This is a genomic window from Marinobacter sp. DUT-1, assembly GCF_050379415.1.
In the GTDB taxonomy this organism is placed as follows: Bacteria; Pseudomonadota; Gammaproteobacteria; order Pseudomonadales; family Oleiphilaceae; genus Marinobacter.
Window position 1 is genome coordinate 705789 of the sequence record NZ_JBNRLS010000003.1, and the last position, 14434, is coordinate 720222.

The 14434-nt window shown below is 60.5% G+C and carries 10 protein-coding genes; 7 read left to right on the forward strand and 3 right to left on the reverse strand.

Annotated features, from left to right (window positions below; translation table 11 throughout):
* The first annotated feature begins 178 nt into the window (after positions 1-178).
* The 3 genes from ACQUTG_RS13175 (at position 179) to ACQUTG_RS13185 (ending at position 4053) form a co-directional block, all read left to right on the forward strand.
* Complete coding sequence (locus tag ACQUTG_RS13175) at positions 179-1360, forward strand: acyl-CoA dehydrogenase (protein ID WP_428919830.1); 1182 nt, start codon at positions 179-181, stop codon at positions 1358-1360.
* 261 nt (positions 1361-1621) lie between these two features.
* Entirely contained in the window at positions 1622-3127 is a 1506-nt protein-coding gene (nhaB, locus tag ACQUTG_RS13180) for a sodium/proton antiporter NhaB (RefSeq protein WP_428919831.1), read from the forward strand.
* 89 nt (positions 3128-3216) lie between these two features.
* Positions 3217-4053, forward strand: coding sequence for a substrate-binding periplasmic protein (locus ACQUTG_RS13185; protein WP_428919832.1), 837 nt, complete (start codon positions 3217-3219; stop codon positions 4051-4053).
* A gap of 12 nt (positions 4054-4065) precedes the next feature.
* On the opposite strand, the gene ACQUTG_RS13190 is transcribed toward ACQUTG_RS13185, so the two are convergent.
* Positions 4066-4785, reverse strand: a complete 720-nt coding sequence (locus ACQUTG_RS13190) for a DUF3047 domain-containing protein (RefSeq protein WP_428919833.1) — start codon at positions 4783-4785, stop codon at positions 4066-4068.
* Positions 4786-5482: 697 nt separating this feature from the next.
* On the opposite strand from ACQUTG_RS13190, the gene ACQUTG_RS13195 reads away from it, so the two are divergent.
* Both ACQUTG_RS13195 and ACQUTG_RS13200 read left to right on the forward strand, forming a co-directional pair.
* Positions 5483-8245, forward strand: a complete 2763-nt coding sequence (locus tag ACQUTG_RS13195) for a ribonucleoside-diphosphate reductase subunit alpha (protein WP_428919834.1) — start codon at positions 5483-5485, stop codon at positions 8243-8245.
* 30 nt (positions 8246-8275) lie between these two features.
* Positions 8276-9334: a ribonucleotide-diphosphate reductase subunit beta gene (locus tag ACQUTG_RS13200; RefSeq protein ID WP_428919835.1), complete on the forward strand. Its 1059-nt coding sequence runs from the start codon at positions 8276-8278 to the stop codon at positions 9332-9334.
* Between the two features lie 48 nt (positions 9335-9382).
* Here the strand turns inward: ACQUTG_RS13200 and ACQUTG_RS13205 are convergent, their stop codons facing one another.
* Both ACQUTG_RS13205 and ACQUTG_RS13210 read right to left on the reverse strand, forming a co-directional pair.
* Complete coding sequence (locus tag ACQUTG_RS13205) at positions 9383-11968, reverse strand: EAL domain-containing protein (RefSeq protein WP_428919836.1); 2586 nt, start codon at positions 11966-11968, stop codon at positions 9383-9385.
* Between the two features lie 125 nt (positions 11969-12093).
* On the reverse strand, positions 12094-12897 hold the full coding sequence (locus ACQUTG_RS13210) for an enoyl-CoA hydratase-related protein (RefSeq protein ID WP_428919837.1): 804 nt from the start codon (positions 12895-12897) through the stop codon (positions 12094-12096).
* Between the two features lie 53 nt (positions 12898-12950).
* Here ACQUTG_RS13210 and ACQUTG_RS13215 point away from each other — a divergent pair, with 53 nt between their 5' ends.
* Both ACQUTG_RS13215 and ACQUTG_RS13220 read left to right on the forward strand, forming a co-directional pair.
* Entirely contained in the window at positions 12951-13724 is a 774-nt protein-coding gene (locus ACQUTG_RS13215) for a CLCA_X family protein (RefSeq protein WP_428919838.1), read from the forward strand.
* 312 nt (positions 13725-14036) lie between these two features.
* A complete protein-coding gene (locus ACQUTG_RS13220) occupies positions 14037-14363 on the forward strand; it encodes a DUF2834 domain-containing protein (protein WP_428919839.1) in 327 nt (108 codons plus the stop codon).
* Positions 14364-14434: the final 71 nt, after the last annotated feature.

Here is a 14434-nt window from a genome sequence, read left to right on the forward strand (position 1 = left end):
AGGGGAATAATAAACGGATTCTTATAAGGGACGATTTTAAATTGCGCAAAGATATTGCTTTAAAGAAAAGGGGGATTCTCGAAAAAAGTCAGCCGGAGTGAGTGCTCTGCTGGTATGCTGGGCCTATCAGCAGAGTGCTGTCGTATAACCGGGACCTGCAATTCAGTGGAGATGAGTCATGGCCAACCAAGCAAGTTTCAACTGGGAAGACCCCCTTTTGCTGGACCAGCAACTGACCGAAGAAGAACGCATGGTGCGTGACAGTGCCCGCCAGTTTGCCGAAAGCAAGCTTCGGCCCCGGGTGCTGGAAGCCTTTCGCAACGAACAGACCGATCCGGAGATCTTCCGGGAAATGGGCGAGACCGGCCTGCTCGGCGCCACCATTCCCGAACAGTACGGTGGCAGTGGCCTGAACTACGTGTGCTATGGCCTGATTGCCCGGGAAATCGAGCGGGTCGACTCCGGTTACCGTTCCATGATGAGTGTGCAGTCGTCCCTGGTGATGGTGCCCATCTACGAATTCGGCAACGAGGAAACCCGCCAGAAGTACCTGCCGAAGCTGGCCTCCGGTGAGTGGATTGGCTGTTTCGGGTTGACCGAGCCGGATCACGGTTCCGACCCGGGTAACATGGCGACCCGTGCGCGCAAGGTGGATGGCGGTTATCGCCTGACCGGTAGCAAGATGTGGATCACGAATAGCCCGATCGCCGATGTATTCGTGGTCTGGGCCAAGGACGACGATGGCGCGATCCGCGGCTTTGTGCTGGAGAAGGGCTGGGAAGGTCTGAGTGCCCCGGCGATCCATGGCAAGGTGGGCCTGCGCGCCTCGATCACGGGAGAGATTGTGATGGACGGGGTGTTTGTTCCGGAAGAAAACGCCTTCCCGGACGTACGAGGCCTGAAGGGTCCGTTCACCTGTCTGAACTCCGCCCGTTACGGCATTTCCTGGGGTGCCCTGGGTGCCGCCGAGGACTGCTGGCACACCGCCCGTCAGTATGTGCTGGATCGCAAACAGTTCGGCCGGCCGCTGGCGGCCAACCAGCTGATCCAGAAGAAGCTGGCGGACATGCAGACCGACATCACCCTGGCCCTGCAGGGCTGTCTGCGCCTTGGTCGCATGAAAGACGAGGGCACGGCCGCGGTGGAAATCACCTCGATCATGAAACGCAATTCCTGCGGCAAGGCTCTGGACATTGCGCGCCTGGCCCGGGACATGCTCGGTGGTAACGGCATCAGTGATGAGTTCGGCGTGGCGCGGCACCTGGTGAACCTGGAAGTGGTGAACACCTACGAAGGCACCCATGATGTCCACGCGCTGATTCTGGGTCGTGCCCAGACCGGCATCCAGGCCTTCTTCTGACCGTTTTTTATCATTTTTTCAGAAAGCGACCGCATTTGGCCGGAAATCGGTTAAAATGCGGTCGCCCAACCGGGCATTGTTTAGTAATATTACGAAAATTTTCAGGTTCGGCGAGAACAATCAGGCTTTCTTGTTGTTATTAAGACCAAATGCGGTCAAAGAATGTACCTTTGGACCATACCCCGGTACATAAATATCAAGGAAGATTCTGGCCCTTCGCCACATAATTTCAACAATCCGTTTTCTCAGAAGATCTCTGCAATGCCCACTACCGTGTTTTCCGGCTTTACCCACAATTTCCTTGGCAAGGCGCCTGTCTGGTACAAGCAGGCCATCCTGCTGTTCCTGATTGCCAACCCGATTGTGATGTACGTGCTCGGCCCGGGGGTGGCGGGGTGGTTGCTGATCGGCGAGTTCATTTTCACCCTGGCCATGGCGCTGAAATGCTACCCGTTGCTGCCGGGTGGTCTGCTGGCGGTGGAGGCTTTGCTGATCGGGCTGACCACGCCGGATGCGGTGTATCTGGAGGTACTGACGAACTTCCCGGTGATCCTGCTGTTGATGTTCATGGTGGCAGGCATCTATTTCATGAAGGAACTGCTGTTGGTCACCTTCACCCAGATCCTGGTGGGGGTGCGGTCAAAATCGGCGTTGTCCCTGCTGTTCTGCAGCGCGGCGGCAGTGCTTTCGGCCTTCCTCGACGCCCTGACTGTCACCGCCGTGATCATCTCCGTGGCAGTGGGTTTCTATTCGGTGTACCACAAGGTAGCGTCCGGTAAGGGCTACCATCACTCGGACCACAACACCAACAGTGACGACGAGGTGATCGAACTGCATCGGGAAGACCTGGAGAATTTCCGGGCCTTCCTGCGCAGCCTGTTGATGCACGGCGCTGTAGGTACCGCACTGGGTGGCGTGACCACGATGGTGGGAGAACCCCAGAATTTGCTGATCGCCAAGGTCGTGGGCTGGGATTTCATCGGCTTCTTCCTGAGTATGGCGCCGGTGAGTCTGCCTGTGCTGGTGGGTGGCCTGGTTACCTGCTGGGCCCTGGAGAAGTTGCGCTGGTTTGGCTATGGCGGCCGCCTGCCCAAGCCGGTACGCCGGGTTCTGGAAGAGTTTGCCGAGAATGAGCGTAACAAGCGCACCAAGGCCGATCAGGCCGCGCTCTGGGTCCAGGCCGCCGCCGCCGCGGTGCTGGTCATTGGCCTGGCCTTCCACCTGGCGGAGGTGGGGCTGATCGGCCTGCTGGTGATTATCCTGGTGACCTCCTTTACCGGCATCACCGACGAGCACCAGATTGGCAAGGCGTTCCAGGAATCACTGCCGTTCACCTCACTGCTGGTGGTGTTTTTTGCCGTGGTTGCCGTCATCCACGAGCAGCACCTGTTCAAGCCAATCATTGACTACGTGCTCTCGCTGCCCGAAAGCGAACAGCCGGGCATGTTCTTCCTGGCTAACGGTCTGCTCTCCATGATCAGTGACAACGTGTTCGTGGCCACGGTCTACATCAGTGAGGTCAAACAGGCCCTGGATGCCGGCGCCATCAGTGTCGAGCATTTCCGGGATCTGGCGGTGTCCATCAACACCGGCACCAACCTGCCCAGTGTGGCAACCCCCAACGGCCAGGCCGCCTTCCTGTTCCTGCTGACCTCCGCGATTGCTCCGCTGGTACGCTTGTCCTATGGCCGGATGGTCTGGATGGCACTGCCCTATACCCTGGTGATGGGTGGAATCGGCCTGTATTTCGTGGTGTACCACATCTGACATATTGGGCAAAATTGCGCCACGTGTCAGTGCAGACTCCGGAACTTCTGGTACTCTAGCCTGCTGGGATATCTGCAGAACTGGAGATCATGATTAATCACGCGAGGTTGTATTCCGGAGACGGAGTGGTTCGGCCACCGGTCCGGTTTTATGTGTGGGTAACCCTGGTGCTGTTGGCTATCGGCGCCCCGTTGTCACGGGCCGAGGCTTCTGAACATGGCGGCGTGCTTCGCATCGCCTACAACGAATTCCCGCCCTTTGCCCACCACACCCAAACCGGCGAGGCTTCCGGCCTGATTATCGAAATGACCCGCAAGGTGGTCGAGGAGGCGGGCTACCAGCCGGAATTCCTGTTCCTGCCCATCAGCCGGGTCTATCTCTACCTGAAAAATGGCACCGTGGATGCCTGGCCGGGGCTGACCAACATTCCCCAGCTGGAGGGGGAAGTCCTGGAAAGCTGGGCGCAGCCGATGACCGTACAACTCAGTGCTTGGTACCTCGACGGCAAGTCACCCCTGGACCACTTCGACGATCTCATGGGCAAGACTGTGATCGTGATCGCAGGGTACACCTATGCCGGGCTGATCCAGTGGTTGCAGGAATCCGACCAGATCCTGGTCACCGAGGCCCCGAACCACCGGGCGGCCATCGATATGCTCAAGCGCCACCGGGGCGACTATGTGCTGGATTACCACGCGCCGGTGCGGGAAATCCTCACCGAACCGTCCGACAGTATCGTGAGGGAGTCTGAAGTCCGCTCCCGGACCGCGGCCTGGCTGTTCTCCCTTGCCAACCCGCGGGCGGCGATTCTCCGGGAGGCGTTCGATGATGCCTACTTGCGATTGGTGCAGCGGGGGGAACTACCGGTCATGCCCCGCAACGGTCAGAGTTACGTGATTCCCGGTTTTCCCGAAGCCTACCGCTGATTTCCGATTCATTCAGGGCATGAGGGTGAGGTCCCGGTACCAGGCGGTGGCCTGCTCTCCGGTATTGTCCGAATCGGACATGATGGCAATGCCTACCACAGGCGGTGGTTCCTCACCGAACGCTTCACGGTAGTCCGCCACGATATCCCGTTCCACGCGGACCCATTGGCCGGTTCGGCTGCTGCCGGAGTTCACCGCCACCATTACGGTCCGGTCGGTATAGGAATTGGCGATGAATTCTCCCTCGGGAAGTTTGTTGGCCCAGATGTAATTCAGGGCATTGCCGGGCAGGGTTTCACCGAACAGCACTTCCACCGCCTTGCGTTTGGCGCGCTCGAAGAATCCGGCTTCTTCGGGCTCGAACTCGAAGGCCACGTAGATCCGGGCCGGGTAGTCATCGCCCGACTTCTCCCGGGCATTGCCGCCCTCGAACACGTTCGATACCTTCCACTGCCACGCCAGTTTCAGGCTGTTATCCGGCACCAGATTCAGGCGGGTAATCAGACCCGAGGCGCCGCCCTCGGTGGTGGCCCTGACCACCTGTTGGCCATCCTCCTGCACGAGTTCATAGCGGGTGTGCTGCTCGATTTTCGGGAACTGCAGCGGCTCCCAGCCTTCATCCAACGACCGGATCTGCGAGAAAGGCGGTATCGGGTTGTCCGTGGCCAGGGCCTGGGCACCCAACGCCGCAGCCACGGTGATGCCTGCCAGCCAGTACCATCGAGATTTCATGGCCTACCCCTTGTGATGATGTATCAACGAAGACAGGGCGATCTCGGAAAAGTGCCTTGTCCCGATTCTGTTACGTGTATATAGTGTTTCAATCCTTGGTCAACTACCAGATGTTGTGATCATTCTCTGATCGCCTCCGGTAGTCGGGAATCCGGTGAGAGTCCGGAACTGACGCGCAGCGGTATTGGGGAACGAGCGTGGCACGATGACACTGGCAAGGAGCCCCTGGTTACTTCCTGAATCGCCTCTGCGTGCTCTGAAAGCTGCAGATGCAAGGCGCGGCTCGCCGCCAATGGCCGAAGCCCTTGGCAAGAGTCGCAACACAGCAGGTGCAGCTTTCAGAGCGCGCCCTTCGGGGCTTTCAGAGCGCTTCACAATCGGCGTTGCGACTTTTTGAAAGGCCTCGGCCTTACTGCAAAGTCGCGCCTTGACTGTGAAGCGCTCTGAAAACCAGAGGCGACTCAGGAAGTAACCAGGGGCTCCAAACCGGGAAGTCGCCACGTAAGGCCGGATCAGACGATCCACGCCCCTGAGTCCGAAGACCTGCCAGGGATCAGGAGCCAGTAACACCGGCTTCTGGACTGCACCTTCGCGACTCAGGGTGAGCAGACCGGTTCCCGTTGCCTGTCCTCCAGGCAAAGTGTGCCCCTGCATTCGCGAAGGTGAAATGGAACCAACGCGAACCCAGGAGAGCACCATGACAGCCACCGCCTTCGCCGAACTACCGGCAGCTTCCACCGATACCCAATCCCTTCAGGTAATTAAACGCAACGGCACCCTGGTTGGATTCAATCCGGCCAAAATCAGTGTCGCCGTGACCAAGGCCTTCCTTGCCGTGGAAGGCGACAAGGCCGCTGGCTCCGCCCGTATCAACGATGCCGTACACCGGGTCACCGAACAGGTGGTCCAGGCCATCAGCCGCCGCCTCAAAGCAGGAGGCAAAGTCCACATCGAGGATATCCAGGACCAGGTGGAACTGGCCCTGATGCGGGCCGAGGAACAGAAAGTGGCCCGGGCCTACGTACTGTACCGGGAAGAACACGCCCGCAAGCGCGCCGTGGAAGAACCCATGGAGGCCCACCCGCACCTGACCGTCAAAAAGGCGGATGGCAGCATCGCCCCCCTGGACCTGGGCCTGATGAAGCTGCAGGTGGAGCAGGCCGCCATCGGCCTCGACGGCATCGACGGCGAATCCCTGGTGGAAGACGCCCTTCGTAACCTCTACGACGGCATCGAAGAAACCGAAGTGCTGTCCGCCCTGATCATGACCGCCCGCAGCCGGATCGAGCGCGAGCCGGACTACAGCGCCGTCACCGCCCGACTGCTGCTGGAACAGCTGCGCCTCGAGGCCGCCGAAGCGCTGGACCTGCCGCGCAGTCAAACGCTGGCGGAGGTTTATCCCCAGGCCCTGGCCGGATTCATCCACGCCGGCATCCGCTACGAGTTGCTGGACGAAGCCCTGGCTGCCTTCGACCTGGAGCGGCTGGGCGAGGCCCTGAAACCTGAGCGGGATCACCAGTTCGGCTTCCTGGGTCTGCAGACCCTGTACGACCGTTATTTCCTGCACTGGAACAGGGCTCGACTGGAGCTGCCCCAGGTATTCTTCATGCGCGTGGCCATGGGCCTGGCGCTGAGGGAAGACGACCCGAACGCCAGGGCCGTCGAGTTCTACGAGCTGCTCTCCAGCTTCGACTACATGGCCAGCACGCCCACCCTGTTCAACAGTGGCACCCGCCATTCCCAGCTTTCTTCGTGCTACCTGACCACCGTGCAGGACGACCTGGAAAGCATCTACGGTGCCATCCGCGATAACGCCATGCTGTCCAAGTGGGCTGGCGGCCTGGGCAATGACTGGACCCCGGTACGGGCGCTCGGCTCCCACATCAAGGGCACCAACGGCCAGAGCCAGGGCGTGGTGCCGTTCCTGAAAGTGGTGAACGACACCGCCGTGGCAGTGAACCAGGGGGGCAAGCGTAAGGGCGCAGTGTGCGCCTACCTGGAAAGCTGGCATCTGGACATCGAGGAATTCCTGGAGCTGCGCAAGAACACCGGTGACGAGCGCCGCCGCACCCACGACATGAACACCGCCAACTGGGTGCCGGACCTGCTGATCGAACGCATGCGCGAGGACCGCGACTGGACGCTGTTCTCTCCCAGTGACGTGCCAGATCTGCACGACCTTTACGGAAACGCCTTCCGCGAACGTTACGAACATTACGAAGCCCTGGCGGAGCAGGGCAAGATCACGCTGTTCAGGAAGATCCCCGCCAAACAGCTGTGGCGCAAGATGCTCACCGTGCTGTTCGAGACCGGTCACCCCTGGATCACCTTCAAGGACCCCTGCAACCTGCGCTCGCCCCAGCAGCACCAGGGCGTGGTCCACAGCTCCAACCTGTGCACCGAGATCACCCTGAACACCAGCGCCGATGAGATTGCCGTGTGTAACCTCGGCTCGGTGAACCTCGCCGCCCATATCGTCAATGGCGAACTGGATGTCCAGCGCCTGGAGCGGACCGTCACCACCTCCGTGCGCATGCTCGATAACGTCATCGACATCAACTACTACGCCGTGCCCCAGGCGCGGAACTCCAACCTGAAACACCGCCCCGTGGGCCTGGGCCTGATGGGCTTCCAGGACGCGCTCTATCAACTGGGCCTCCCGTATTCCAGCCCGGAGGCGGTGGCGTTTGCCGATGTTGCCATGGAGCAGCTCAGCTACTTCGCCATCCGGGCCTCCGCCACCCTGGCCGGCGAACGGGGCGCCTACGACACCTACGAGGGCTCGCTCTGGCACCAGGGCATCCTGCCCATCGACTCCATCAACCTGCTGAAGGAAAACCGCCGGGATGGAGACTGCTCGGTGAACACCGACACGCGCCTGGACTGGACCCCGGTGCGCGATCTGATTGCCAAAAACGGCATGCGCAACAGCAACGTCATGGCAATCGCGCCAACGGCCACCATCTCCAACATCGTAGGTGTGTCCCAGTCCATCGAACCGGCGTACCAGAACCTGTTCGTCAAATCGAACCTCTCCGGCGAGTTCACGGTGGTGAACCCTTCTCTGGTTCGCGATCTCAAGGCCGAAGGCCTGTGGGACAACGTGATGGTCAACGACCTCAAGTACTTCGACGGCTCGGTGCAGCAGATTGACCGCATCCCGGCGGAACTGAAAGCCCGCTATGCGACCGCCTTCGAGATCGATGCGCGATGGCTGGTGGAAGCGGCCGCCCGGCGCCAGAAATGGCTTGACCAGGCCCAGAGCCTGAATCTCTACATGGCCGAACCCAGCGGCAAGAAGCTGGACGCCCTGTATCAGCTGGCGTGGGAGCGTGGGCTCAAGACCACCTATTACCTGCGTTCCCTGGGGGCCACCGGCGCCGAGAAAACCGCCCCGGTTGCCGCGCCGCAACCGCAGGTGTGCTCAATCGACGACCCCGACTGTGAAGCCTGTCAGTAACTACTTACTTTATCTTTGGGAGGCATAGCCATGCTGGACTGGGACGACGAACCGAAAACCGAATCCGGACCGGCCGCCACCGGCGGCCCCACACCCGTGAATGTGGACGACAAGCGGGTCATCAACGGCGAGACCGACATCAACCAACTGGCACCGTTCAAGTACCCCTGGGCCTGGGAGTACTTCATGAACGCCAACAAGAACCACTGGACCCCGCTGGACGTGAACATGGCCCAGGACGTTCACGACTACCACCACCGGCTGAACCCGGCGGAAAAGCACGTGTACGAGAACGTGCTGGCCTACCTCACCACCTCCGACATCCTGGCCATGCGCAACATCGGCCTGGCGGTGATGGAGAAGATGAGTGCACCGGAGCTGCAGATCTACCAGGCCCGCCAGGTGTACGAGGAGTCCATGCACACCTGGGCCTACCAGCACTGCATCGAGACCCTGAACCTGGACCAGAGCGAGATCTACAACCGCTACCGCGTGGTGCCGGAGATCCACGGCAAGATCAGGATGGCCAACCGCCGGCTCGATGCCGCCATGCGCCCGGACATGAACCTGCGCAACCCGGACGACCTGCAGGAATTCGTCATGTCCTACCTGTTCTTTGCGGCGGTGTTCGAGGGCGCCTGGTTCTACAACGGCTTCAGCCCCATCTTCGCCCTGCAGCGTCGGGGTCTGATGCGCGGCACCGGGGAGCAGCTGCAGTACATCCTGCGGGACGAGGCCATGCACTTCTCCTTCGGTCTGAAAGTCGTGAACCAGATCCTCGAAGAGGAAAACATCACCCTGGACCCGAAAGCCGTGCGCGAGATGTGGGACGAGTCCGAGGCGGCGGAAACCGCCTACGCCAACTACATCCTGCGGGACCCGATCCTGGGTTATTCCGCCGAGTACCACAGCGAGCAGTTCCGCTTCGTGGCCAACCGGCGGGCGCGTACGGTGGGGCTTGAAGAGCCGTTCCCGGGCGCCAAAAACGTATCCCCGTGGCTGGATGAGCAAGCCACGCTCAGGAAGGAGAAGAATTTCTTCGAGACCCGGGTGATCGAATACCAGACCGGCGCGCAGCTGGAATGGTAGACGGCAGTCAGCTCTGACAGAAAAGGCCCGGCCAGTGTACCGGGCCTTTTATTTCCGGCAGGAGGTTTGCGCTCGGGTCTCCAGCCAGTATTGCAACTCCTCCAGCGGTATGGGGCCGCACAGCCAGTAGCCCTGTAACAGGTCACACCCCATGGCCTTCAGGCGCTCCGCCGTCGCCGTGTCTTCCACACCTTCGCCCACCACCTGGTAGCCGAGACTTCGGGCCATCTGGATCGAGGTGGCGACAATCACATCGGCGCTTTCGCTGGTGGTAACGTCATGGACCAGGGATCGGTCCAGCTTGAGTTCGGTGGCAGGCAGCTGTTTGAGGTAGGAAAGGGAGGAATAGCCGCTGCCAAAGTCATCGATGGAGACTTTAAGACCGATCGCGGCCAAGGCCTCCAGCGCCCGGAGACCCTCGACCGGATCTTCCATGGCGGCGGTTTCTGTCAGCTCCACGGTGATGGTTTGCGGTTCCAGGGCGTGGCGCGCCAGCGCGGAACGGAACACCTCCGGGAGCCCCCGGGAGGACAGGTCCCGGGCAGAAATGTTGAGCGACAGTGTCAGATCGGGGTGCTTTTTACGGAGGGTCGCCAGGTCGTGGGTGGCATGGTGGATCATCCACTCGGTCAGCTGGCTGATCACGCCGGTTTCCTCCGCCAGGGTGATGAACTCTGACGGATTGATCCTGCCCAGGTCCGGGTGTTGCCAGCGTATCAGGGCCTCCACCCCGATGATCCGGCCGCTGGCCAGGTGTTCTTTGGGTTGGTAGAAGATCCGGGTCCGGTTTTGCTGCAGGGATTCACGCAGATCCGCCATGAGCGTGAGGCGACTCTCGCTGTAGATGTCGTATTGCTTCGAGTAGAGCCCGGTCTCGTGCTGGCCATGGGGGGTGATTTCCATACCCACGTGGGCATTGCGGATGAGCAGGGCGGCCGAATCGCCGTGCTCGGGGTAACTGGCAGCACCAAATCGGGGGTGCAGATCGATGGCCAGCTGGTCCAGGGGGACCGGCTGGGCCAGGACATTCAGTGCCTGGTCCAACGCACTGAAGTCACCGCCGGCCTTGTCGGCGTCCACGAGCATGCCGAAGGTGTCGCCGGACAGCTGATACACCCGTTCCTCCCGACCACGATCATCGACAATGCTCTGGACCATGGACAGTGCCGCCGCCAGTTGCTCCATCTGATCGGCGATTCGTTTGAGCAGCCGTTCGCTCCGGGTCAGGCCGAGCGTACGGTTGATCTCGTCGAGGCGGGTAATGCGTGCCACGCCCACCATGTAGCGGCCCTCAGGATCCTTTTTCAGTTGTTGATCGACCATCCACTCGAACCGGTTGCGGTTGGGCAAGCCGGTCACCGGGTCGTGGGTCAGCGCCTCGGTGAGCTGATCACGGGCCTCATTGCGAGCCTGCGCTTCCCGCAGGCTCTCGGCCTGGGCCTGAATCTTCTGCTCGCGCTCCCGGTACAGGCGGTCGGCCAGTGCCAGGGTCAGGATGAAGGCTTCCAGACCGGAGCCGATCTGCATGGCGTATTCGGTCCAGAAATTGACCGGCAGGAAGCCAAGGGAGCGGCCTGCGGTGGCAAAGACCCCGATGGTCAGGGGTGTCCAGGCTACGGTGAAAAAGGCGCCGGCGCGCACACCGGCGGCCCAGGTAATCGGGCCCGCCACCAGTAGCAGGGAGAAGAAGATCAGTGCGGAAAACGCCGAGAGCAGTATCGCCGCGTTGTAACTGAGCGTCAGTGCGGCTGCGAAATTGAATACCTCGAACACCATCATGGCGATCAGCGCTTTGTGCAGCCAGGGGCTGTGGGATTTTACCCGCAGGAACTCGCGGCAGAACAGCACCGAGAACAGCGCCAGGATGGGCATCGACACCAGCAGGGCGCGGGCATGCAGCGCCGGGGCCTGTGGATAGAAATGCTGGAAACTGAAACCCTCGATGGACGTAAAAAACAGCAGGTAGCCGAAGATTGCCAGCGCATAGAACAGGTACAACTTCTCCCGGAGGGTCAGGAACACCGCCAGGTTGATGAGAATGATGACCGTGAGGGCGCCGTAGTAGAAGAAATGCAGTTTCAGTTCGTCTGCGGCGGCTTCGAAGAACGTGTGTTCCCACCACAGGTGTAACGGCAGGATCATGGACCCTGCGGTCTTTACCCGAACATACACCGTCCTGCCCTCATCCGGTGCCAGGGACAGCCGCAGCAGCATGTTCGGGTGGTCCACATCGCGGGGATAGAATGGTCGTGCATCGCCGGTTTCGAGTTGGCGGACCAGATCATTCCCGGAGAAGACATGGAAGGTCACATCGTCGAGCTGGGAGTAGCCGAGTTCGGCGATCAGGTTGAGGTTTTCCGTGGACGGGTTGTGAATGGCGAACCGGAGCCAGTAGGCGGAGTCGGTGACGCCGAAGCTGGTGCTGCCGTCGGCAATCTGCTTCCAGCGTTCATCGGCCAGTGCACGAACGCGACCGACGCCGGCGTCACCCGCCGGGTCTTCCCAGTATTGGAACCGGGCCGGGATCGGAGAGTCCCGGGTAACCTCAATCGGCTCTGGTCCGGCGTGGGCCGTATAGCAAAAGCATGCCAGCCAGAGCACGATCAGGGCTCGCAACGCCTGGTGTAGGATCACGTACAGCTAACCCCGTAGTCGGCCATTCGCCATTGTTGTTTGTTTTCCTGCAGGGACCAGTTTACCGCCCTGATCCCGGTGGGAAAGATGCCTGGTCGTCATTTCCTGTAGCAAAATGTGTCAAATCAGCGTTTCGCCATGGCTTCGAGCATCCGATTGACCGCATCCAGGTGTTCCGGCTCGTTGTGGCTCATGCCCTGGAAGCAGGCGCAGATGTCCAGGAAATCCTTCAGCTCCGTGCGCTGGGCCATCTTCATCAGGCGCTTGGTCAGGCGGGTGGCCTTGGGCGGCTGGCTGGCCATCTTGTTTGCCATCTTCAAGGCTGCCGGCATCAGCTCATCCGCCGGCACCACATCCATGACGATCCCCAGCTCCCTCGCCTCAGCGGCATCCACGATGCGGCCGGTCAGCGTCAGCTCGAACGCCCGCTGGTAACCGATCAGCCGCTGCATGAACCAGGCTCCGCCATCGCCGGGAATGATGCCCAGGTTCAGGAAGGTCTCACCGAATTTGGCCGAGTCCGCGGCAATGCGGATATCCGCCATGTTGGCCAGATCAAAGCCGGCACCGATCGCCGGGCCGTTAACGGCGGCAATCACCGGCACCTCCACCGCCTGCATGGCCAGCGGAATCCGCTGGATACCCTTGCGATAGCGCTCGGCACACTCGGCAGGATCCCCGGCGAAGTCTCCGCTGCGGTTGGCCATGTCCCGGATGTTGCCACCGGCACTGAACGCCGAACCGGCGCCGGTGATCACCAGCACTGACACATCTTCACACTGGTTGACCCATTCTGCCGTGGTGACAATGTCATCGATCAGGTTGGAGCCGGTGAGGGCGTTGCGCAGGTCGTGGCGATTCAGGGTCAGCACCGCCACGCGGTTTTCCAGGGTGAGCAGGGCATCGGTCAGCTGGGGCAGTTGGGTCATCGTGGATTCCTTGTCGTGTAGATTCACGGCGATTGTCTCCCTATGATTGGCCCATGCCAAGAACCTTCTACCGCCAAGGCCCCGATCACCGGGGTGATACCGCCGTCACCTTCCTGGACGTTCGCCGCCGGTTCCAGTTCCGCACCGTCGAGATCGGGCACTGGGTGACCGAACCGGAAAAGCAGCGCAGCGCCGGGCTTTTCTACGATGCCCTGTGTGACCTGATGACCATTCTCGGCGGCACCGAAACCCTCATCTCCCTGCGCGGCACTCTGGCGTTGCAGTACGGTATCGGCGGCCGCCCCGGCGTCTCCGCCCACTACAGCCCCGCCACCCGCAGCTTCGCCCTGGCCAAGAACGCCGGCCCCGGCAGCATCGCCCACGAATGGTTCCACGCCTTCGACCATTACATCGCCGACAAGTTATTTCCAGGCACCGGCAAAGGCGAGTTTGCCTCCAAACTCTGGCTCACCCGCGAAGACGCCATCGCCCATCCCCTTAACGAATGCCTGCAGGCCTGCTACCGGATCATTCTCCTCAACGAGGCCGGCACCGAACCCAGCGACCTGTTCCGACAATCCGCCAAAGCCGACAAGGCCGCCTGCGTGCACTACTACAGCCAGCCCGAAGAACTCTGCGCCCGCGCCTTTGAAGCCTTTGTGCAGGATGCCGACAGCAAAAACGCCTTCCTCGTCCGGGGCACCCGGGAATCCGAGGAGGCAAAGCTGGGGCTGTATCCACAGGGCGATCAGCGGGAGCGGATTAACCTGGCCTTCCGGGATTATTTCCACAACCTGGGCCGAGCCCTCCAGCGCACAGAGCAATGAGCGACGGAGTTATACGAACGCGTTCGCAAAACTCCAAAAGTTGCATGAGATATCCGTGTAAGTCTCTGATAGGGTTGGAAAGAAGGAAAATACTGGGCGGAGTTATACGCCCAAAACGGTGAGCAGGAGTGGCTCGAAGACGGGCGTATAACTCCAGCGGTAGCCGTGGTGGGATGCTCTCAACTAATTGGTTTTGAAGCAGTTATTTAGAATTCTTTGAGAGCTTTTAGATGGAGTTTTACGAACGGGTGATATGCGAACGCGTTCGTATAATTAGCTGTTATATTTCTTAAACCTCAATCAAGGAAGATTATGAGAATATCGACAATCCCCCTAATCGTTCTCTGCCTGTTCATGGGCTTTACCTTCTGGGTAATGGCAGGCGCCGAGCAGTCGCTTCTGGCCTTCGGTGTTCAGCTGATGTCTAGCCCGGATACCGCCCAGGTTGTCATAGATCTCTACATTCTCGCCGCGTTGGCCTGTATTTGGATGTACCAGGACGCCAAAAGCCGCGGCAAAGGGTTGGGCTACGTCATCCCGTTTTTAGTTCTGACAGCGGTGTTTGTATCTGCAGGTCCGCTGCTATATTTGGTGTTGCGTGGTGGGCGAGAGCCTGAAGCCCAAGCCAGCAAAATATAACCAGCCGCATCAGTACGCGGCCGGTGGCCGCCGGACGTCCCTGACGGGCCGCCGCTGTGCTCCGCGCGTTA